Raw genomic sequence first — 21586 nt, 5'->3', positions numbered from 1 at the left:
TCACGCCGCATACGCGCGCGAATTTCCGGCCTTCGGCAACACATGCGCGAACTTGCTGCGCGCAAGCTTCACAACGCTCGTCACACAGCCGATCCCGCACGCAAAAGCGAGCAAGCGGCCGTTCTTCGCATCGTAGTTAGCGGTATTTGCGCCGATCTCGACGAAGTCGATCGGGCGGCCGGCCAGCGCGGTGATTTCGGCGCATGCATCCGCCGGCAAGCCGTGGTGCGTGATGACCCATTGCACCAGTGCCGCTGGCGGCACGGTCTGTTGCAACAGCGCAGACACGAGGCGCTTCAGGCTGTCGACGGTCTGCGCCATGCCCGCGCCGCCACGCAGGCTGTTCGTCTCCAGCACGAGCGCGGTCTTCGCCGCCACGGAACGAGCGACCGCGGTGCGGCTTCATTGAAGTTAGGCATCCGGAATATCTCCGCCGTCATGCGCAGCGGTATGGATGAACCGACAGTAAGGAGGCTTGTGGCACGCCGACGAAAGCGGGCCGCCGCGACCCTCGTCGCGAAGCGGGCGGCCCGATCAGGCGCCCGCCGTGCGCAGCATCACTCCTGGATCGACGGCGCGGACTCTGCGTCGGCAAAACGCGGCTTCGCGTTCTGCAGGTCGCGCGTGTTCTTTTGCACGGCCACCGAGCCGAACAGCGCGAGCACGAACGACATCGCGTAGAAACCCTTTTCGCTCAGTTGCAGCGTGGCATTGAACAGGCCGACGATCAGCAACGCGATCGACAGCAGCAGCGCGATCCAGCTGAGGCCGTAGTAGATGCCGGTGACGGGAATACCTTCCGCGCGGTCGCGCACGCTCTTCTGCAGCGAGATCGCCGCGTAAAGGCCGAATACCAGCACGGTGAAGTAGTAACCCTTCTCGTTGAGCTGCATGCCGGCGTTCCAGAGGCCGATCAGGAATGCCGCGAAGCCGGCGAGCAGCGCGGCCCACGATGCTGCCACGAACGCGAACGACGGCTGATGGATGGTGGTCTGGTTCATTGCTTTGCCCTCTCTCTCTTCTTGTTCGAAATCGTTTTCGTTGAACTGCGTTTTGCGCATGGTAGCAGCTTTGGTCCGCGAGACGACAGCCGCCGGTGCAGTCTTACATGCCGCGCTGCGCGCGGCGCCAGCGCCCGGGCGTCATGCCGAGCACCGCGCGAAACGCCTTGCCGAAGGCAGCCTCGGACTGGTAACCGACCGCCTGCCCGATCTCCGCCTGACCGCGCTGCGTGTCCTGCAGCAACGCGCATGCATGCATCATCCGGATCTGCGCGACGAACGCGCCGACACTCATCCCGGCTTTCTCGCGGAAATGCCGCGCATACGTCGCGCGCGACATGGCCGCCGCGTCGCCAAGCGACTCGACCGTCCACGGCTGCTCCGGCGCCCGCAGCACGGCCTGGACCGACGGGCCGAGCCGCGCGTCGGCCGCGAGCGCGAGCCAGCCGGACGGCACGCTCGCGCCGCGGCCATAGGCACGCAACGCATACGCGAGCAGCGCCTGGCCGAGCGCGTTCACGATCGCGCCGGCGCCCGGCTGCACGTTCGACGCCTCGGTGCGCAGCACGCTCGTCAGCAGTTGGAGCGGCTCGAACCCCGAGGCCTCACGCAATCCGACGTGCAGCACCTGCGGCAACGCGCGCATCAGCAATTCGCCTGCACCACGCGCGTAGACGAACCGTCCGCACAGCAGGTCCACACTCGCGCTGTGCGGCGCGGCCGGATCGAGATTCGACTTGACCGGCAGCACCGCGCCGTCGCCGGCACCCGAATCGCGTAGCGGCACGACCGGCTGCGACCGGTCGCGCCCCGTGTCGAGCAAGTCGTGTGCGCCGCCGGCTGGCAACAGCAGGAAATCGCCTTCGGCGAGCTGCAGCATGCGCCCGTCGGCCGTGCGCAGCCGGCACGTGCCGGTCAGCACCAGATGGAACGCCGCCTCGCCGGGCGGCAGCGGGTCGTGCGGCATCGCGAATGGCCCGTCGAGCAGGCATCGCACGTCGAGCTCGACATGGCTGCGCCCCAGCGACAGCAGTTGACTCAAGGCATCCATGAGACGATTGCGCTAAAAATTGACACTCTAGCGTATCGAAACCCTCAGCGCGAACGATCAGAATAGGTCTGCATCGCCCGAGATCGCGGCGCCCGCCGCCCTCCTCACCTCTTCTCGAAAAGGACGCATCATGCTGAACTGGAACGAATACCGGAAGGAACTCTCGACGCGCATCGGCGACATCGCCAAGCTGTCGCCCGATACGCTGGCCGGGTACAAGGCGCTGTCCGGCGCCGGCGCCAAGACCGGCCATCTCGACGCAAAGACGCGCGAGCTGATCGCGCTCGCGGTGGCCGTCACGACGCGCTGCGACGGCTGTATTGCCGTTCACACCGCCGAGGCGACGAAGCACGGCGCAACCAAGGAGGAAGTGGCGGAAGCGCTCGGCGTCGCGATCGCACTGAATGCAGGCGCGGCGCTCGTCTATTCGGCGCGCGTGATGGACGCGCTCGGCGACTGACCGTCACCGCAGTGCCGTCGCGGGCCACCCTGCTGCGTGGCGCCCGGCCGTCCGGCCGGGTGGCCACGCACCTCGCGATGGTTGAAGATTGGCCGGCGTGCTCGCGCCGGCAGCCGCCGCTGCGCCGCGCGCAGGCGCGGGCATGCCGCGAAGTCGGCTACCATGCGCGAACGATCCATCGTAAAGGAGCGTTCCATGTGCCGCTGGCTCGCCTATACGGGTAATCCGATCCATCTGGAAACCGTGCTGTTCCGCGCGAAACATTCGCTGATCGACCAGAGCCTGCATTCGGAACTCGGCGCCACGACCACCAATGGCGACGGCTTCGGCATCGGCTGGTACGGGCGCCCCGACGAGCTCCCGTTCCGTTACCGGTCCGTCCATCCGGCATGGAACGACCGCAACCTGCGCGAAGCCGCGCGCGCGATCCGCTCGCGAATGTTCATCGCACATATCCGCGCGGCGACCGACACGCCGGTACAGGAAACCAACTGCCACCCGTTCCGCCACGGCCGCTGGCTGTTCGCGCACAACGGGTTGATCCGCGACTTCCACAAGCTGCGCCGCGACCTGACGATGAAGGTCGATCCCGCGCGGTTCCCGACGCTCGAAGGCTCGACCGATTCGGAGCTGATGTTCCGCCTGGCGCTGACTTACGGCCTCGAACAGACGCCGCTGCCGGCACTCGAACGAATGGTCGGCGTGGTCGAGGAAACCGCCACGCGGCATCGCGTGGCCAATCCGCTCAACATGACGGTCTGCGCGACCGACGGCGACCGGATCATCGCGGTGCGCTATTCGAGCGAACGGCAATCACGCTCGCTGTTCCACAGCACGTCGTTCAAGCACCTGCACGAGCTGTATCCACATAACCCGCGCATCGCCGAAGCCGGCGACGACGCGTTCATGGTCGTGTCGGAACCGCTCGTCGACCTGCGCGGTGCATGGGAGGAAGTGCCGGAGGGGATGGCGATTGTCGCGCATGGCGCGGATGTGCTGCAGCAGCCGTTCGCGCCGCGGCACAAGTAGCGGGCGGCGCCGTGCGCGCCGTCAGCCGCGGCGCGAGAACCGCATCCGGATCGAATCGAGCTCGGCCGGCAGCCGGCGCGAACGCTCGCGCCGCCGCGGCAGCGCGGCGAACCCCAGCCGCTCGTACAGCGCCCGGGCGCGCCCATTGCGGGTCAGCACGTCGAGCACGACGTCGCGGCTGCCGTCGGCCGGCAACGCACCGGCGTCCAGCGCATCGCGGAACAACGCACTGAAGATACCCGTGCCGCGCTGCCGCTCGTCGGTCGCGCAATGCGCGACGAGGATCTGCGAACGCTTCGGCGCCGGGAGTTCCGTTTCGAGGATCAGCCCGCGCAGCAACTGGCCGATCGTGCGGCGCACGCCGAAGAAACGCGCGAGGGCCCACACGACATGCACGTCGTCGAACATCGTCCGATGCCCGTCGTGAATCGCCATCACGGCAAGCACGGTGCCGTCTTGCGCAACCGCGACGCGGTGCCGGCGCCACGAGAAGCGCCCGTGACGCGAGCGGAATGCCCACTGCAGGAACGCGATGCAGCGCGCGTCGCTTTCGCCGAGAAAGAACCCGAATTCGGCCACGCCGGACGCAAACACGAGCGGCCCGCACGCCGCCGCATCATCCGCATCGGCCGCGCGAAACCGCGCGGGCTCGCCGGCGCGCGGAACCGCCCGCGGGAACGCGGCGGCCTGCGTCATGCGCTCCGCCCCGCCAGCCGCGACAACACGCCAACCGTCCGGCTGATCTGCTCCGGTTCGTGCGTCGAGCAGATGAAGAAACGCAGCCGCGCCGCCTTTTCCTCGACGGCCGGATAGAAGATCGGCTGCACGTTGATCCCTTCATCGAACATCGCATTCGCCCATTGCGCGGCCTTCAGCGAGCTCCCGGTAATCACCGGCACGACCGCATAACCCGCACTCGTGCCCGTATTCAGCCCGGCGGCGCGCGCCTCGGTCAGGAACTGCCGCCCGCGCGCCTGCAGTTGCGCGACGCGCGCCGGCTCCGCCTGCAGGCGTTCGAGCGCGGCCAGCGACGCTTCGGCGAGCGTCGGTGCGAGTCCGACGCTGTACAGAAAACCCGGCGCCAGATGACGCAGCATGTCGACGAGCGGCTGGCAGCCGGCGATGAAACCGCCGCAGCCGGCCAGCGTCTTGCTCATTGTGCCCATCCACATGTCGACCTGGTCGGGCGCGACGCCGCAATGCTCGCGGATACCCTTGCCGGTCGCGCCAAGCACGCCGAGCGAGTGAGCCTCGTCGACCAGCAGGAACGCGCCGTGGCGCGTCTTCACGTCGACGAAGCGCTGCAGGTCGGGGAAATCGCCGTCCATGCTGTACAGCCCTTCGATCGCGATCAGAACGTGCCGATATTCGCGGCGCACGCGCGACAGCAGTTCGTCGAGCGCCTGCCAGTCGTTGTGCGGGAAGCTCAACCGCTTCGCGCCGCTCAGCTGCGCGCCCTGCACGATGCTGTTGTGCGCGAGCGCATCGTGGACGACCAGGTCGCCCGGGCCGAACAGCGCGCCGATCACGGTCACGTTGGTCGCGTGGCCACTCACGAACGCAACGCAGTCGTCGGTCTCGTAGAACGCGGCCAGCGCGCGTTCGAGGTCGCGCTGCACCGGGCGTTCGCCCGCGACCATGCGGCTTGCCGATGCCGACGTGCCGTAGCGGTCGATCGCGGCTTTCGCACGCGCGGACACGTCCGGGTCACCGGCCAGGCCGAGGTAATTGTAGTTCGCGAAGTTCAGGTATTCGCGGCCGCCGATCTGCGTCGTCGCACCGGCGACGCCGTCGTGCACGCGGAAAAACGGCGAGTCGACGCGCAGCTTCTCGCCCATCTCGCGCATGATCCGGACCTGCTGATACTGCGGCATCGATTCGAAGCGGCTGCGCGCCGACGCGGTCTGCGCAGCTGGCGTGCCGGGCACGCCGGGCGCCGCCGCGGCATCGGTCGCGCGTTCCAGTTGCCGTTTCAGGGCTTTCGCCGCCAGTTGCTGGCGAAGATGCTCTCCCAGTGCCATCGCTTCCTTCGCTGTATCCTGAAAAGGCGCTATGTTACGCTGCGTATTTTGAAAAAGCGTGGTTTCAAGTCTCGGAAAAGTCGGCCCACTGCCACGCATCGGGCGTAGCGAGCAGCGCATCGACCAGCCGAAAGTTCATTTCGTGGCTCGGCCGCAGCGCGCTCACGCGCGCCAGCAGCGGCGCACCGGCCAGCGCGAGATCGCCGACCAGATCGAGCACGCGATGCCGGACGAACTCTTCCGGCAGCCGCATCCCGCCCAGCACGCGATTGCCGACGATGGACGCGGTACACGACGGCCGCGCGCCGCGCAGGATCGGCACGCCGCGCAGATACCCGGCGACGATCGCCGGCACGGCCCACTTCACGCGCCCGTACGAGCGCGACGGCGCGATTTCGGTCGCGAATGCGGCCGGCGTCAGCGCGCCGTCCCAGTGCATGTCGCCGAAGCCGCGCAGGTCGTTGCGTACACTCAGTTCGTAGCGCGGCGCCGGCTCGATCCGCATTTCACGCCGCTGGTCGCCCTCGCCGTCCGTGACGACGACGGGCCGCAGCACCCGGATGAAGCGTTTCGGCGCATCGAGCGCGACGCGGCCGCATGCGCGGATCGCATCGACCCACGGCGTTGCGCTGCCGTCGAGAATCGGCACCTCCTCCGCGTCGAGCTCGACGATCGCGTGATCGATTTCGCACGCGAGCAGCGACGCAAGCAGATGCTCGACGGTGCGCACGCCGACGCCGTCGGCATTGCGCAGCATCGTGCAGAGCGGCTGCGCGCGGCGCAGCGCGGGATCGACCGGCAGCGTCGCGAGTGCGCGCCCGTGCGCGACGCGGCGGAACGCAATGCCCGTCACGCCGTCTTCCGGGCGTCCGGGCAGGATCCGCACGCCCACCCGGCGCCCCGTGTGCAGCCCGTGCCCGTCGATCGTCAGCGGCTGTGCCAGCGTACCCTGGCGCGTCGCCCAGCCTGCCGGTGCGCTCATCGGACAACCTCCAGCGGCGGCGACGCATGACCGGCAACGGCCGCCGGCCCGGTGTCGAGCATCGCGCGCGCTTCACCGTCGATCGCATGCTTCGCGGCAAGCGCCGCGACGGCCTCCTGCGCGGCATCGGTCGCGGAGCCTGCGTCGGCATCGGCCGACGCGCCGATCGAATCGACGATGCGCCCGGCCAGCGTCGTCACCGACGCGCCTTCGGCAATCGCCATCACCGACAGCTTGACCTCGAACGCTTCCTCGACCGCAAGGCCGAGCTCCATCCCCATCAGCGAATCCATGCCCATGTCGAGCACCGACTTGTCGAGCGCGATGCGGTCGGGCGTCATGTGCAGAATCCGCGCAATCTGCGCCTGCAGCGTCCGCGCCACCAGCGCGATCGCTTCGTCGCGCGGCAACGCGAGCACCTCTTCGCGCAGCTGCGTGCCGCCGTCGCGCGCATCGCCGCCGCTCGCGTGCGATTGCAGCAGCGCATACCGGCGCGCCTTCGCGGCCGGCATCCCGCGCGCCACCGCGTGCCAGTCGAGCCGGACCACGGCTTCGCCGGCCGCGCCTGCAACCAGCGTGCGCTCGAGCGCGACCATCGCCTCGTCGGACGTGATCGACGCACCGCCGATCCGCGACTGCAACGCTTCGCGCGTATCGGCGTGGCGCGCGAGGAAACCGACGTCCTCGAGCGGCCCCCAGGCCATGAACGTGCCCGGCAACCCTGCCGCGCGGCGATGTTCGACCAGCGCTTCCAGGAAGGTGTTGGCCGCGACGTAGTTCGATTGCCCCGGATTGCCGAGATAGGTCGTCGCCGACGAATAGACCACGAACAGGTCGAGCGGCAGCGCGCGCGTCGCGCGATGCAGGTTCCACGCGCCGGCCACCTTCGGTGCGAGCACCGCGGCCATGCGTGCATCGTCGAGATTGCGCACGAGACCATCGTCGATCGACATCGCGGAATGCAGCACGCCCTTCAGCGGCACGTCGCGCCGGACGATCGCGGCGATCATCGCGTCGACCGCCGCGGCATCGGTCACGTCGCACGACACGACATCGACGGTGACGCCCAGCGTGTCGCGCCAGCACGCGACCTCGTCGCGCGCCGCGGCGGCGAGTTCGCCGGAGCGGCTCGCCAGCGTGATCCGGCGCGCGCCGCGCTCGACCATCCAGCGCGCGCTCGCGAAGCCGAGCCCGCCCGTGCCGCCGACCACCAGGTACGCGCCCCGCGGATCGAGTGCGAGCGAGCCCGCGCCCGTCACACCGCGCGTCGGCGCCGGCGTGCCGGACGGATAGGTCACGAGCACCTTGCCGATCTGGCGCGCCTGCTGCATGTAGCGGAACGCATCCTCGGCCCGTTCGGCGGGGAACGCGCGATACGGCAGCGGATGCAGCACGCCTGCCGCGAACAGCGCCATCACTTCGCCGAACAGGCGTTCGGTCAGCTCCGGCAACGCGCCCATCAACTGGTCGGCATCGATGCCGAAATAGCTGATGTTGTTGCGGAACGGCCGCAGCCCGATATGGCTGTTTTCGTAGAAATCGCGCTTGCCGAGCTCGAGGAAACGACCGAACGGACGCAGCGTGTCGATGCTGCGCACCATCGCTTCGCCGGCCAGCGAGTTCAGCACGATGTCGATGCCCTGCCCGCCCGTCATCGCGCGGATCTCGTCCGCGAACGCGAGACTGCGCGAATCGAGCACGTGATCGGCGCCAAGCAGGCGCACGAATTCGCGCTTCTCGTCGCTGCCGGCCGTCGCGAACACTTCCGCGCCGAAGTGGCGCGCGAGCTGGATCGCGGCGATCCCGACGCCGCCCGCGCCGCCGTGCACGAGCACGCGTTCGCCGCGGCGCAGCCGCGCGAGTTCGACGAGCGCGTAATACGCGGTGAAGAACGTGGTCGGCACGGTCGCCGCTTCCTCGAACGACAGGCGTTCGGGCTTCGGCGCGATCGCTTGCGCACGCGTCCTGACGCGCGTCGCGAACGATGCCGGCGCGAAGCCGAGCACCGCGTCGCCCGGCGCAAATGCCTTCACCGCGCGGCCGACCCGGACGACGCGGCCGGACAGCTCCATGCCGATAGACGCGCCCGCGAAGCCGGTTTCGACCGCCTCATCGGACAGGAGCCCCATCGCATACATCACGTCGCGGAAATTCAGGCCGGTGGCAACCGGCTCGATTTCCACCTCGTCCTCGCCCAACGGGCTTTCGGGCAACGCAAACCATTCGAGATTGCGCAACGAGCCCGGCGCGTCGAACGCGAGCACCGACGCGCGCGCGATCGCGCCATTGCTGCGCGCCGCGGCTTGCGCGGCCGTCAGCATGCGCGGCACCCGCCGCCCGTGTGCGCTCAGGACGACTTCCTCCTCGACCGCCGAGCCGGTCAGCTCGCGAATCAGCGCATCGGGAATCCCGTCCGCCGTCTGGTCGACATCGATCAGGCGGCACGCGAGTTCGGGATGCTCGTTCGCGAGCACGCGACCGAGGCCCCACAGCGTCGCCTGTTCCGGGTGCGCATTCGCGGCCCCGGCAAACGGCGCGCCGCCGCGCGTGACGACGGTCAGCCGCGTGGCCGCGTTCGGCTGCGCGCCGAGCGCGCGCACGAGTGCCGCCAGCGCGATCGCGCCGTGACGCTGCGCGGCCATCAGGACGTCGCCCGTCGCGGCCTCGGCGAGCGGCGTTTCCGGTGCGCAGAACACGACGTGCGCCGGCTGCCCGGCCGGCAACGACGCAATCGCGTCGGCCGCATGCGTGAGGTCGACGATATCGGCCGGATAGCCCGCCCGCACCAGCGTATCGGCCAGTTGCCCGCCGAACCCGCCGACCGCACCCGGCGCGTGCATCACGAGCCAGTGTTCGTTGCGTGCGAGCGTATCGAGATCGCTCGGGTCGCTGCCATGTTGGGCGGCCTTCGTGCTCGCGGGATTGCGCGCGACGACGAACGTCGGCGTGCCGTCCAGGTCGAGCGATTGCTCGACGTGCCGCACAACGTCGACGTAGCCTGCGCGCGCGAGCGCGGCCTCGAGATCGGCCGGCGCCAGCGGCACGGGCGTGTCGGCTTCCGTCGACGCCGCCTGCGCGGCGAACACGATGTCGGAGAAACGGCCGCGGCGCGACTCGGCCAGCAGCAGCAATCCACCGGGCGCCAGCCACGACCGCATCGCATGCAGCGCGTCGGCCACGTCGTGACGGCCGCTCAGCGCGCGGTTCGCGACAATCAGGTCGTAAGGCCCGGCGTCGTCGGCCGACAGCGACAATCGCTCGCCCGACTGCAGCGCCACCGTGCGCACCGCCGCTTCCGCGTCCGTGTCGAACCCGGCCAGCTGGCCGGCCGTCGCGGCAATCGTGTGATCGCAACGTGCGGCCGCGAGATGCATGCCGAGCGTCTGCAGCACGTCGCCGTCCGTCGCACCGAGTTCGAGCACGCGCAGCCGGCGTGCCGGCTGCCATGCGTCGACCGCGTGCCCGACGCCGGCCGTCAGCAGCGCGTGCACGTGCTGCCAGGTCGGCGACGCGGCAAGGAGTTGCTCGACCAGACTGTGGCCGGTCGGCGACAGCCAGCGTGCGCCATCCTTCGCGCCGCTCAGCACGTCGGCCAACGCCGCGCCGCAATGCGCAAGCAGCGTCAGCTCGGCCACGTGCGCCGGCGATTCGGCCAGCAGCCCGCGCCACAGCTCGTCGAGCGGCGGCAACGCCGCGCATGCCGCGTCGTCGCGTACGAGGTGCGCGCCGTCGCGATGGGCCAGGCCGTCCTCGACGAGCATGTCGGCAAGACGCGCCGCCAGCGCCGCACGCCCGGGCGCCGGCTGCCAGGTGTCGGCGAACGCGCCGAGCGCATCGAATGCGCGCAGCACGTAGAGACTCGCGAGCACGTCGAGCAGCGGCAGTATTTCGGTCAGATGCCGCGTGCGGCGGCCGTCGTCCTCGGCCGTCTCGAGCCGGGCGACCGCCTGCGCAAGCAGCGCGTCGGGCGCCGGCAGACCGGCCGCATCGACATCGCCCGGCAGCGGCGCCTCTTCGAGGCGGTACACGAAGCGCGCAGGCAGGTTCTGCCGGCGGCCGACGAGGTCGACGCGCCGGAACCGGCAAGCGCCGAGCCGCGCGACGATCGCGCCTTGCGCGTCGAGGAATTCGAAATGCGCGACGACCGAATGCGGGCTGCGCCGGTCGATCCGCGCGAGCACGCGAGCGACCGTATCGCCGCGCAGGTAGTCGACCCGGCCGATCTGCACCGGCACGTAAGCCGGACGCTCGCCATCGCGCGCGTGCGCGGCGAGCAGCGCGAACAGCGGATGAAACCCGCTGTCCATCAGCGCCGGATGCAGCAGATAGGCGGACAACGCCCGCGCATCGCCGCATGCGGCGGGTGCCGAGACGTCGGCCAGCGCCGCGTCGTCGCCCGCGGCGACCCGCACGCTCCGGACCCAGCGGAACGCCGGCCCGTACGTGAGGCCGATCGCTGCGGTGTTCGCGTACAGCGTGTCGCCGTCGGCGGCCGGCAGCGCAAGCAGGCGCTCGAGCGTACCGGACGGGACGACCCGCGCGGCGCCGAGCGCGCAGCCGCTCTCCAGCATCCGCCCCGTCACGTTCAGCGTCCATGCGCCGTCCGACATCCGGTCGCGCGTCTCGATCGTGAAGGTCGCGGTGCGCGGCTCGATCACGAGCCGGAACAGCTTCGACTGCTGCGGCTGGAACACGACCGGCGTGCGGATCTCGACGTTTTCGAGTGCCGCATCCGGCGTATCGAAGAAGGTGCGCGCAGCGGCAAGCGCCATTTCGACGTAACCCGCGCCCGGGAACGCCACGCCGCCGTCGACGACGTGATCGGCCAGCATCGGCAGCTTCGCCGGATCGAGCTGGTTTTCCCAGCCGAACGCGTGTTCGTGCAGGCGATAGCCGAGCAACGGATGCTCGCGGCGGCGATTGACGAGGCCGTAGCCTTCGACGGTCGGCGTCAGCCAGAACCGGTCGCGCTGCCACGGATAGGACGGCAACGCCGCGCGCAACGTGCCCGGTGCAAAGCGATCCGGATCGACGCTCGCGCCGTGCGCGATCGCCGCAAGAACCGCCTGCCGCAGCGTCGCCGCGCTGCCGTGATCGCGCTTGAGCGTCGGCAGCACCGTGCCGGCCACGGCCGCCGCCGTGAACGCCTGCTTCACGTACGTGCGCAGGATCGAATGCGGCGACACTTCCACGAACAGCCGGACGCCCTGCTCGATCAGATACGCGACACCGTCACCGAAGCGCACGGGCTCGCGGATGTTGCGCCACCAGTAGCGCGCGTCGAGCTCGGTACCGGAGAACGCCCCGCCGGTCACGGTCGATACGAACGTACCGTTGCCCGGTTGCGGCCGCAGGCTGGCCAGTTCGGCCAGCACGATCGGCTCGATGCGATCCATGTGGCTGCTGTGGAACGCATAGTCGAGATCGAGCATCTGGAAGAACTTGCCGCTGCCGCGCAGCGCGGCCTCAAGTGCCTGCAGGCCCTGCAGTTCGCCCGCCAGCGTGACCGCATCGGGGCTGTTGATGCCGGCGATTTCGACGCGCCGCGCGAGCCCGTGACGCGCGATCAGTTCGCGTGCGGCCGCGTCGCCGATGCCGACCGCGGCCATCCGGCCGCTGCCGCGCGTCATCGACTGCGCGCGGCTGCGGATCTTGATCACGCGCACCGCATCGGCGAGCGACAGCGCACCCGTCACCCACGCCGCGGCAATCTCGCCGACGCTATGGCCGATCGCCGCGTCGTAACGCATCCCGCGCGCATCGATCACGCGGATCATGCCGACCTGGATCGCGAACAGCAGCGGCTGCGCGTTCTCGGTCGCGGCGAGCCATTCGGCGCCCGCGCCGGCCAGCCATTCCGCGCCCGGGCCGCCGCGCATCACGTCGACGAGCGACGGGCTGCCGTCGGCGCACCACAGCGCGTCGACTTCGTCGAGCGCCGCGCGGAAGACGGCGTTTTCCGCGTAGAGTTCGTTGCCCATCCCGACCCACTGGCAACCGTTGCCCGAGAACACGAGCGCGGTGCGCGGCGTGTCCGCGGGCGCCTGACCGGTGACCACGCAGGCCGGCACGCCTTCCCGCGCCGGCTGGGCCAGTGCCGCCAGCGCCGCGCGGCCTTCGGCCACGTCGGCCGGCGCGACGATCGCGCGATGTTCGAGCCATTGACGGCGGCGTGCGGCCGCGGCGGCTAGCGCCTGCCAGTCGCCGCCGTTGTCGAGCGTCGCCAGATAGCGGCCCGCGAGCGCGCCGAGCGCAGTCGCGCTGCGCGCGGTCAGCACGAGCGGAGACAGCGCATCGGCCGGTTCCGGTACTGCCGTCGACACGTCACGGGCAGCCGGCGCCTCGGTCAGCACGACGTGTGCGTTCGTGCCGCCGAAGCCGAACGAGTTGACGCCGACCGTCAGCGGCGCGTCGCCCGCATCGAGCGGCATGTAGCGATCGACGACGCGCAGGCGCCCGCCGTCGAAATCGATGCTGGGATTGGGCGTGACGAAATGCAGCGAGCGCGGCACCGCGCGATGCTTCAGGCACAGCACGGCCTTCAGCAGGCCGGCCATGCCGGAGGCCGTTTCGAGGTGGCCGATGTTGGTCTTCACCGAACCGATGAGCAGCGGACGATCGACCGGGCGCTCGCCCGACACGACGTCGATCAGCGCACGCGCCTCGATCGGATCGCCGACCGCCGTGCCGGTGCCGTGCGCCTCGAGGTACGCGAGCGACTGCGGATCGATACCGGCGCGCGCGTACACGCTGCGCAGCAGCGACGCTTGCGCGGCCGCGCCGGGCACACTGATGCCGCCCGGCGAGTGGCCGACCGAGTTCACGCCGGAGCCGGCGATCACCGCGTGGATCGTGTCGCCGTCGGCGAGCGCGCGATCGAGCGGCTTGAGCAGTACGAATGCGCCGCCTTCGGAGCGCACGTAGCCGTCGCCGGTCGCATCGAATGCGCGGCAACGGCCGCGCGGCGACAGCATTGACGCCTTGGAGAAGCTGACGAAGCCGAACGGATGCAGCAGCAGGTTGACGCCGCCCGCGAGCGCCATCTCGGCTTCGCCGGACTGCAGCGCCTTGACGGCCTGGTGGAGCGCGACGAGCGACGACGAGCAGGCCGTGTCGACGGACATGCTCGGACCGCGCAGGTCGAACAGGTAGGACACGCGGTTCGACGCGATGCTCAGGGTGTTGCCGGTCGCCGAATACGGATCGATCACGTTCAGATCGTCCATGTTGCGGTTGCCGTAATCCATGCTGGCGGCGCCGACGAACACGCCGCAGTTGCTGCCGCGCATGTCGGCCGGGCGCACGCCCGCGTCCTCGAACGCTTCCCATGCGAGTTCGAGCAGCAGGCGTTGCTGCGGGTCCATCTGGGCCGCTTCGCGCGGGGAAATGCCGAAGAATGCGGCGTCGAAGCCGGCGACGTTGTCGAGCAAGCCGGCCGCGAACGTGTAGCTCTTGCCCGGTTCGCGCTTGGACGGGTGCTGGTAGAAATCGGTGCCGAAGCGGTCGGCGGGGATTTCGGTCACTGCGTCGCGTTCGTCGCGCAGCAGTTGCCAGAAGTCGCCGAGATTGTTAGCGCTCCCGGGAAACCGACAAGCCACCCCAATTATTGCAATCTTACTGTTCATCTTTTATGTCGCTTTCTCGGATGCGTGCGGCTCTTCCACGCGATTTCCGTCATCTTGTACCACATGCAAAAGTACCGACCCGAGTTCTTCGGCAGCCAGGTCACGGCGTTCGGGAGTATCCGTGCCGTAGTTCCGCCATATGAAGTAGTCGCTGTTTTGCGGTGTAACGCCTAGTTTTTCGAATACATGAGGCAGCGCGGGAACGTGGTCGCCGTAGAAACAAACGACTGTTTCACGATCGCTGGTACGCAAATGATCGAGCAAGCGCCCGATCATCGCGTCGGCATTTTCAATGTGCCGTAGATATGCGGTCAGGTCGCGCCAGGAGGCGTCTTCGCCAAGAGTATGCCTCGAAGACGATTCTCCGGGTAAAACCTGCTCCAGGTGCAGGGGGCCGTGGTTTTCCATTGTCATTGCGAAGATGAAGCGCGGTTTCTTGCGCTCGCCTTCCAGCAAGGCAATCACTGCGTCCAGCACGGCGGCGTCGGAGATATACGGGCCGGCACGCGGCGCGTCGGCAAAGTATTCGATATCGAGAAATGTGTCGAATCCCAACAACGGAAAGACACGATTGCGGCCAAAGAAATCGGCGTAGTACGGATGAAGCGCCAGCGTCTCGTAACCGCCGCGGCCGAACCAGCTTGCGATCGACGCGCCTGCGCGACGCACGAACGCATATGGATAAAAGCGCGCGTAACCGAGGCGCTCGAACGACAGGCCGGTCAGCATCGAGAATTCCGTGCGCATCGTGTTTGCGCCCCATGCCGGCACCGAAAGCTCGCCATAGCAGACCGCTTCGCGTTTCGCGCGATCGAAACGGGAAAGGACGGCAGGCGCAATCGCGGGTGAGATGCGTCGCACGTCAAAGAGCGATTCGCTCTGGATCACGATGACGTCGGGGCGCTGCACCGACGTACCCGAGACGAAGGGGCCCGCTTCGACCACGCGCCGGAAGGCTTCGAATGCCGCGGGACGCATGCCGTTCAGCAAGTATGCGATGAAGACTGCGAAAAAACCGTGACGGCGCTGATCTTCCTCGGCGTCGAGCGCCAATGGCAGGTGAGCTGCAATGTATCGCGCCAGTAAGAATGTAAAAACTGCAACAGCCGCCAGCGCGAGCACCGGACTCGGCGTGACGGGCGCCTCGGCGAGATAGCCAGTGACGACGAGCACGATCCCCGCGCCGATCGCCACGACCTTGCCCGCGCTCAGGAACGGCAGATAGAGCCGCGGGTGCGAGAACAACTGACTGAACAGGCTGAGATCGGTAAAAACGAACGGTTCGCGCAGGGATTCATATTTGGCATTGCTCACAACCGCGACGAGCCCGACCAGCGCGACCGCGACGGATGCAGAAAAGATCGGGCGCGCGGTGGCTAGCAGCATCAGCGCCGCGAAGAACACAACAGAAACCACGTGCAACAGCAGCGCATCTGTGCGACGCCGCAACGACGCACGCGGAATTGCGATCAGGTCCGGCAGAAACGATATGCCTGCCGCAACGGCGAGCGCGAGCCAGATAGCGCCCGTCAATTTACGTCTTCCTTGCCGGGCAGATACGAAAGCTTGTCGAGAATTGCATCGGCCAGCGTGATGGGCAACACGGTCAGGATGCGCATGCCGAACGCAAGCAGGCCCGGGAATGCGATTTCCGCGCGCCCGGCATCGAGCTTTCTGCGGATATATGCCGCGGCCTGCCCGGCAGTCCACATGAACGGCTTGTCACCGGGGAAAACGTCGCTCATCGACGTCTTGACAAAACCGGGAAGAATGACCGAGACACCGATTCCGTCTCGCTTCAGCAGCGGACGAACAGAATCGGCATAGGCCTTGATCGCCGATTTGCTTGCGCAGTACGCGGGCGAAATCGCCATGCCGCGAAGCGCAGCCAGGGAACTGACCGCGGCGATGCGGCCGCGCTTGCGGGCACGCATGCGTTCGACAACCGGGAGGACCGTGTGCATCGCACCGTAGAAATTCGTATCGACGACGGTGGTGATACGGTCGAGGTCCTCCCAGTCAGATGCGGAGGACAGCGTGCTCGCGACGCCAGCATTGGCGATGAGCAGCTCGATCGGATACTGATCGTCGAAACGATGCAGCCACTCGCGAACCGGTTCGGCGTCCCGCACGTCGACGATACCGACAATCACTGTCGCGCCTCGCGCGCGGCAGGCCGCCGCGGTCGATTCGAGTTGCGCTTCGTTCCGTCCGATGATGCCGAGCACGGCGCCGGATTGCGCATACGCAAGCGCAAGCGCACGCCCGATGCCCGCGCTTGCTCCCGTGACTACGACGCTCCGGATCGGCGCCCTAGTCATCCGCACGCTCTAGCCGGGCGACCGCGCCCGCAATGGCCATTGCGATACCGGACCGGGTGTAGAAATCGCCGTTGATCTGCGTGTGATGCATCACATAGTCGAGGAACGCGTGATAAAGGTCCATATCAGGAGGCATCCCGCCAAGCCAAAAGTCATCGAGATCACCCTGCCAGGTCAGGCCGCTCAGATTGTAGATAGCCGATCCAAGCGCGACCAACGGCCGCTTGTGATGCAGCGCGGACAACCCGACCGTGCTGTTGATGACCACGACCCCGCGTGCGCGTTCAAGCAATGTCGGAAGATGGCCGGCGTCGATGAAACGAATCCGATCTTCCATGCCTGCGGCACGCGCAATTTTAAGCGAAAAATTGCGATACTCGATCAGCCCTGTGTCCAGCGGGTGATTTTTGATGACCAGCAGCGCATCTCGCGGCGCATATCGCGCGAAGGATTCCAAAACATGGCTGATTGCCGCCCGAATTCCATCGAAAGAAGAATGCACGACGATTTGCGCATCCGAATTCAATTGAAGAGGAAACAGGTAGTAAGGCCGCACGCCGTCGAGCAATTCCCGCGTTACGCGCTCTGCTTCACGCCGGTGCCTGCGCTGCAGAAGCATCCGGACAGCGAGCCCTGAATACTCGAGAAATCCATTTTTAGGCCGGTGACTGCGATACTTCGGAAAACGGGGCCAGCACATCGCGTTTGCAAAACGATACGCAATGTCGTGGAACGCGCGCTCGTACAGGTTATAGCCCGTGGCCTGCCACTGCTCGGCAGGCGGTGTCACGCTGCGTTGCTGCAGATACCAGGCGGGATCGCGCGGCAGCAACGAGCGCCCGTTGACACCGTGGCTCTCCAGCGTGATCCAGTGCGGCCGGACGTAACCTTCTTCGAATACGTGAACCCGCAGATCATGCTCAGCCGAGACCGCCAGCATCTCGCGATGTATGTCGCGGCAGTCGCCGAACATGACGACGTCGGTGATTCCTTCTCGCCTCACGACATCGTCGTACCACTGCGGCAAATTCCCAACCTCGCCGCTATAATTCAAAACAGCCCCTGTCCCACCATACAACAAATCGCCACCGCAAAAATTTACTCGATGGACGGCAAACCCCTTGTCCTGGAGGGCACGCGCGAGTTGATAGAAAAAAAGCGAGGCAGTGCCTTGCAGCACGAGAAACGAGCGCGGCATCTAAGTTATTGAATCGAGGATCGAAGAGACGCTAAGCACGAGCGCAATGATTTGGAAAGGCACATGTAATGCGCGCAATCCCCGTAATCTCTCGTGTCAGCCTCAATGGCTGAATGAGGCGGCGATGACCGCCGCAAGGTAGGGAGGATACCTCATTGCAATGCAAATGAGAAATATGCGTGATCGTCAAAAAAACGACATATACCCCTCTCCGAATCCGCTTTCGCACGAGCGTCGCATATTTGCGGGTGGACCGGCTCGACAGGAGGCCGGCATCCGCACCGATTGCTTCTCCATGCCGTCCGCCTCGTCGCCGGCCTGGGGCCCGGCGCGTCGCAGGAACGCCCCGCCTTCCGCATTCGGCACGCATCACCCCTGCATCCACTTGCGCAGTCGTCCCGTCAAGGTTCGCGATTTGCGCGGCATGCCGCCGGCCGGCGACTGCGTGACCATCTCGCCAAGATAGGAATTGGGTTTGGGTGTACCGTCGACGATGTTGACCAGATTGCGAAGCTGCAAACGGCCCAGGTATTCGTCGGAAAACGCGGGCGTATAGTAGACGCAATCATCGAAAAAATAGTGCGTCACTTGCGACCAGCGTGACATGGCGGGATCGATTTGCGGACTCCCGCCGTGCAGCAGATTGGCACACCAGATCAGCGCCTGCCCTTTACGCGCTTCGAATGTCTTGATGGTGGCGCCCTTTGCCGCCACCATGCAATCCCAGATTTCCTGATAGGGCAATTGCGCCGATTCGCCGGACACCCCAAACCCGCGCCGACCGGCCGTTGCATTGTCGATCATCGGCCAGTTGTGCGATCCGGGGACCAGTTGAAGCGGCCCTGACTCCGGCGAGATGTCTTCGAGAGCGACCCACACCCCGCACATGAAGCGCTGCGGGATCGACGAGAAATGCACCGCATCGGTATGCAACGGTTGCTGCGTACCAACCCGGAAATTGAGCGTCTGGAATGGAAATGCGGCCCGACCATACAAGCGTTCGAGCAAATCCAGCATCTGACGATTGGTGGCAATCGCCTTGACGTCCGGGTCCTTTATCCACGCGTCCTGGATACGGCCAGCACCATGGACCACGCCATCGCTACTCAGTCCCGTTTCGACAAACTGCCCGGCCAGGCGCTCGCGAATACGCGTAATCCGCGCATCGAGTTCAGCATCGGGAAAATCGATCACCGCATAGCCGTTGCGATTCAACGCCCGCGCAATCTCGCGCTCGCCGGACGTCAACTCCGCCTGCTCAATCTCGGCGTCGAACAGTGGGGACTCGATCAACGGAATGCCCGGAAGCAGACGCTTTTTTACATCCATGAATACTCCTTTTGCGTTACCTTACCCTCTCCGGGATACACCAGGGGGGGGGATCACATAACAGCCAAAAATCCTATTCCTTCACGGAATCCCACCTGTATTCCGGAAGAATTTTAAAATAGCAAAAACAACTCATTTCGCTCGAGCTTGCCAGGGATTACATACCCTTGAAAAATCCGAAATAGCAAAATCCTCCCGATCAAGGGTCAAATTTTCATTGTAGTACGGATCATTAAATTGATCGGTTCGCCATCTGGAAAGCATGAAGCTCTTCTCCCCATTAAATCTGGCGCGCTTCTCGGGAGACATCTGATCATCGCCCCTGCTATAGGATTCATAGTGATACAAGACTGCGTAAGGGGTCCACAATATTCGATAGCCCGCTTCCCGCACACGAAGGCACAAATCGACATCGTTGAATGCCACCGGAAGATTTTCTTCGTCAAATCCACCAACAGCTTGAAACACTTCACGCCGCATGACCAGGCACGCTCCCGTGACTGCCGAGAAATTCTGCGTCAACATCGCACGCCCGGCATAGCCCGGGTGCGCCGCGGGATACAACTTGTGCGCATGGCCGGCGAAACCGCCAATCCCCATCACCACGCCCGCATGTTGGATGAATCCGTCCGCGTAGAGCAGCTTCGCCCCTACGGCACCGATCTCCGGGCGCCACGCGTGCGAAACCATCTCTTTCAACCAGTCCGGCTCGCTTGCTTCCACGTCGTCATTCAAAAAACACAGCACATCGCCTGATGCATGCTTGACAGCGAAGTTGTTTATTGAAGAGTAGTTGAAAGGGAAATCATACTTCAAAACCATCACACCGATTTTCGCCGACAGGGACTGCAAATAATCAACCGTCTCCCGGCTTTCGCTTTGATTATCGACCACGATGACCTCCAGGTTCTCATAGGAGGTTCCGTGAAACAGGCTATGGATGCATTTCTTCAATAACGGGCCGCCATCTCGAGTCGGTATGATGACGGTGACCCTTGGTGCGGGCGTGGGCACCGGATACTGCACCCGATAAGTTCCAGCTAGATGCCCGCAGGAAACGCTCACTCCGGGTTGATCCTTGAAGTAATCCGAAAGCGCCCTCTGCCCGGCCTGGCCAATGCCATTGTCCGGATCGCATCCGGGCCCATTCCCACGCCGGGAATGATAGAGCACGCGCGGGATATGACAAATCTGGGACGCCGTGCTCGCTTTCACGCAACGAAGTGCGAGATCGTAGTCCTGAGCGCCCTCGAATTCGACCCGAAACCCGCCTATCTCGCGCAAGACGGATGTTCTATACGCAGCCAGATGCGAAATCAGATCGCAGGAGAAAAACAGGTCAGGGTTCCAGGAACTCTTGAAACAGCCATCGCCTCGAATCCCGTTTCGATCGATTTCATCCTTGTCTGAATATATTACATTCAGTCCATCAATTTCATTGACCTTCAAGGCAACGAAATAAAGTGCGTGAAGCGAGAGAACATCATTTCGGCCGAGAATCGTGGCGAACTCCCCCGTCGCCATCTCGAGGGCACTATTTTCAGCGATTGATACGCATCCACCCATCTCCCGAGAAACAATCTTTACCCGATCATCTTTTCCAGAAACCGACTCCAAATACGAAACCACTTCCGGATCATTCACCTCGTCGGCAGCAATGCATAATTCCCAATTTTCATAGATCTGCCCGAAAACGGACTGCACGGCAGATTTCAAGTAATCGATCGATGCCTCACACGCCGGCATCAGAACCGAAATCAACGGCTTCTTGATGAAAGAATCGATGTGCTGCCTGATCTCTGAAATATCGGATTGACGCAAGGTATCAAATTTTCTTACATACGATTCGTAATCCATCGGAGCAGAATGGAATCGCAATTTTGCACAATCCGCGTATGCGCCCTCCAGATCCGTCAACAAACGAGTCCAAGTGAGATTGTATTTTCTTGCTTGATTGGTATTTTTGAATTTTATCAGATCACCGATTACCTGCCCGGCCATTCTGATAACCTTCTCTGCACGAGTTATTCGAGTGATTCGCAGAAACTCCAACCGGACGATACCTTCGCCACACATGGGCGACAGCCGCAAACGGCGCGCCCCGGGCGAGATTCTGACGACATGTTTGACAATTCCCAGCCGAGTCGCGGGAATGACAAAGGACTCTGCATCGGTAAAACCCAATCCGGTATCCACGTGGAGCCGGGCCACCAGATGCGCGCCCCGCCGGATCATCCTGGATTCGATATGCACCCAGCCCGTCGGGACGACATCGGCCCCGCTCTCCGGCGCCAGATCGAAGAGGGGATGCTCGCCTGTCGACATCCAGTCGGAAGACGTCGGCCCGGACAAAGCCAGATCCCGGACAGGATTGACCTTGAATCGAACGGTTCGACGCACAATCGACAGGAGAAAATCTTTCATATTGATCGAAAATGGAGAAGCTACCGGCGACAAATCGGTCCCGCCGCCCGAGATGTCGCGCGCGGCGCGCAAGCGGAGACAGCGTACATACAGTCTCGCGCCCCCGTCATGCACCGTCCGAGCGAGTACGGTGAAGCACATCAAG

The 21586-nt window shown here is 65.4% G+C and carries 14 protein-coding genes; 2 read left to right on the top strand and 12 right to left on the bottom strand.

The genetic code is table 11. The features are described 5' to 3' along the window. From WJ12_RS36710 to WJ12_RS03555, 3 genes are all read right to left on the bottom strand, one after another. On the bottom strand, positions 1 to 321 hold the full coding sequence (locus WJ12_RS36710) for a hypothetical protein (protein ID WP_231750635.1): 321 nt from the start codon (positions 319 to 321) through the stop codon (positions 1 to 3). 236 nt (positions 322 to 557) lie between these two features. Further along, positions 558 to 1001 carry an inner membrane protein YiaA gene (yiaA, locus tag WJ12_RS03560; RefSeq protein ID WP_034187204.1) on the bottom strand — a complete coding sequence of 148 codons (444 nt, stop codon included), beginning with the start codon at positions 999 to 1001 and terminating at the stop codon, positions 558 to 560. Between the two features lie 103 nt (positions 1002 to 1104). Beyond that, positions 1105 to 2052, bottom strand: a complete 948-nt coding sequence (locus tag WJ12_RS03555) for a cupin domain-containing protein (protein ID WP_034187203.1) — start codon at positions 2050 to 2052, stop codon at positions 1105 to 1107. A gap of 130 nt (positions 2053 to 2182) precedes the next feature. Here WJ12_RS03555 and WJ12_RS03550 point away from each other — a divergent pair, with 130 nt between their 5' ends. Next, a complete protein-coding gene (locus tag WJ12_RS03550) occupies positions 2183 to 2512 on the top strand; it encodes a carboxymuconolactone decarboxylase family protein (RefSeq protein WP_034187202.1) in 330 nt (109 codons plus the stop codon). A 195-nt stretch (positions 2513 to 2707) separates the two neighbouring features. Next, the gene (locus WJ12_RS03545) at positions 2708 to 3541 is read left to right on the top strand and encodes a class II glutamine amidotransferase (RefSeq protein WP_059557298.1); all 834 of its coding nucleotides are present in this window, start codon (positions 2708 to 2710) and stop codon (positions 3539 to 3541) included. A gap of 21 nt (positions 3542 to 3562) precedes the next feature. Here the strand turns inward: WJ12_RS03545 and WJ12_RS03540 are convergent, their stop codons facing one another. The 9 genes from WJ12_RS03540 to WJ12_RS03500 all read right to left on the bottom strand — a co-directional run bounded on the left by WJ12_RS03540 (position 3563) and on the right by WJ12_RS03500 (position 21441). Next, positions 3563 to 4237, bottom strand: a complete 675-nt coding sequence (locus tag WJ12_RS03540) for a GNAT family N-acetyltransferase (protein WP_059557300.1) — start codon at positions 4235 to 4237, stop codon at positions 3563 to 3565. Then, complete coding sequence (locus WJ12_RS03535) at positions 4234 to 5562, bottom strand: aminotransferase class I/II-fold pyridoxal phosphate-dependent enzyme (protein WP_059557302.1); 1329 nt, start codon at positions 5560 to 5562, stop codon at positions 4234 to 4236. The genes WJ12_RS03540 and WJ12_RS03535 overlap by 4 nt, the downstream gene beginning before the upstream one ends. Before the next feature lie 64 nt (positions 5563 to 5626). Next, a complete protein-coding gene (locus WJ12_RS03530) occupies positions 5627 to 6544 on the bottom strand; it encodes a UDP-3-O-acyl N-acetylglycosamine deacetylase (RefSeq protein WP_034187198.1) in 918 nt (305 codons plus the stop codon). Beyond that, the gene (locus tag WJ12_RS03525) at positions 6541 to 14169 is read right to left on the bottom strand and encodes a type I polyketide synthase (RefSeq protein ID WP_059557304.1); all 7629 of its coding nucleotides are present in this window, start codon (positions 14167 to 14169) and stop codon (positions 6541 to 6543) included. The genes WJ12_RS03530 and WJ12_RS03525 overlap by 4 nt, the downstream gene beginning before the upstream one ends. 3 nt (positions 14170 to 14172) lie before the next feature. After that, positions 14173 to 15702: an LTA synthase family protein gene (locus WJ12_RS03520; protein WP_034187196.1), complete on the bottom strand. Its 1530-nt coding sequence runs from the start codon at positions 15700 to 15702 to the stop codon at positions 14173 to 14175. Then, a complete protein-coding gene (locus tag WJ12_RS03515; protein ID WP_034187195.1) occupies positions 15699 to 16490 on the bottom strand; it encodes an SDR family NAD(P)-dependent oxidoreductase in 792 nt (263 codons plus the stop codon). Before WJ12_RS03515 ends, WJ12_RS03520 begins: the two co-directional genes overlap by 4 nt. Next, entirely contained in the window at positions 16483 to 17688 is a 1206-nt protein-coding gene (locus tag WJ12_RS03510; protein ID WP_059557306.1) for a capsule biosynthesis protein, read from the bottom strand. Before WJ12_RS03510 ends, WJ12_RS03515 begins: the two co-directional genes overlap by 8 nt. A gap of 369 nt (positions 17689 to 18057) precedes the next feature. Further along, positions 18058 to 19017 carry a phytanoyl-CoA dioxygenase family protein gene (locus WJ12_RS03505; RefSeq protein ID WP_034187193.1) on the bottom strand — a complete coding sequence of 320 codons (960 nt, stop codon included), beginning with the start codon at positions 19015 to 19017 and terminating at the stop codon, positions 18058 to 18060. A 132-nt stretch (positions 19018 to 19149) separates the two neighbouring features. Beyond that, the gene (locus tag WJ12_RS03500; protein ID WP_226103944.1) at positions 19150 to 21441 is read right to left on the bottom strand and encodes a glycosyltransferase family 2 protein; all 2292 of its coding nucleotides are present in this window, start codon (positions 21439 to 21441) and stop codon (positions 19150 to 19152) included. Between the last annotated feature and the right edge of the window lie 145 nt (positions 21442 to 21586).

The sequence above is a fragment of the Burkholderia seminalis genome (genome assembly GCF_001718535.1).
In the GTDB taxonomy this organism is placed as follows: domain Bacteria; phylum Pseudomonadota; class Gammaproteobacteria; order Burkholderiales; family Burkholderiaceae; genus Burkholderia; species Burkholderia seminalis.
The sequence above is the reverse complement of the archived record's forward strand: the minus strand, read 5'-3'. Positions and strand labels throughout refer to the sequence as shown.

Excerpts from the sequence above, each read along its gene's own strand:
- WJ12_RS36710 (WP_231750635.1), bottom strand. The coding sequence starts at position 321 with ATGGCGCAGACCGTCGACAGCCTGAAGCGCCTCGTGTCTGCGCTGTTG.
- yiaA (WP_034187204.1), bottom strand. The coding sequence starts at position 1,001 with ATGAACCAGACCACCATCCATCAGCCGTCGTTCGCGTTCGTGGCAGCA.
- WJ12_RS03555 (WP_034187203.1), bottom strand. The coding sequence starts at position 2,052 with ATGGATGCCTTGAGTCAACTGCTGTCGCTGGGGCGCAGCCATGTCGAG.
- WJ12_RS03550 (WP_034187202.1), top strand. The coding sequence starts at position 2,183 with ATGCTGAACTGGAACGAATACCGGAAGGAACTCTCGACGCGCATCGGC.
- WJ12_RS03545 (WP_059557298.1), top strand. The coding sequence starts at position 2,708 with ATGTGCCGCTGGCTCGCCTATACGGGTAATCCGATCCATCTGGAAACC.
- WJ12_RS03540 (WP_059557300.1), bottom strand. The coding sequence starts at position 4,237 with ATGACGCAGGCCGCCGCGTTCCCGCGGGCGGTTCCGCGCGCCGGCGAG.
- WJ12_RS03535 (WP_059557302.1), bottom strand. The coding sequence starts at position 5,562 with ATGGCACTGGGAGAGCATCTTCGCCAGCAACTGGCGGCGAAAGCCCTG.
- WJ12_RS03530 (WP_034187198.1), bottom strand. The coding sequence starts at position 6,544 with ATGAGCGCACCGGCAGGCTGGGCGACGCGCCAGGGTACGCTGGCACAG.
- WJ12_RS03525 (WP_059557304.1), bottom strand. The coding sequence starts at position 14,169 with ATGAACAGTAAGATTGCAATAATTGGGGTGGCTTGTCGGTTTCCCGGG.
- WJ12_RS03515 (WP_034187195.1), bottom strand. The coding sequence starts at position 16,490 with ATGACTAGGGCGCCGATCCGGAGCGTCGTAGTCACGGGAGCAAGCGCG.
- WJ12_RS03510 (WP_059557306.1), bottom strand. The coding sequence starts at position 17,688 with ATGCCGCGCTCGTTTCTCGTGCTGCAAGGCACTGCCTCGCTTTTTTTC.
- WJ12_RS03505 (WP_034187193.1), bottom strand. The coding sequence starts at position 19,017 with ATGGATGTAAAAAAGCGTCTGCTTCCGGGCATTCCGTTGATCGAGTCC.
- WJ12_RS03500 (WP_226103944.1), bottom strand. The coding sequence starts at position 21,441 with ATGAAAGATTTTCTCCTGTCGATTGTGCGTCGAACCGTTCGATTCAAG.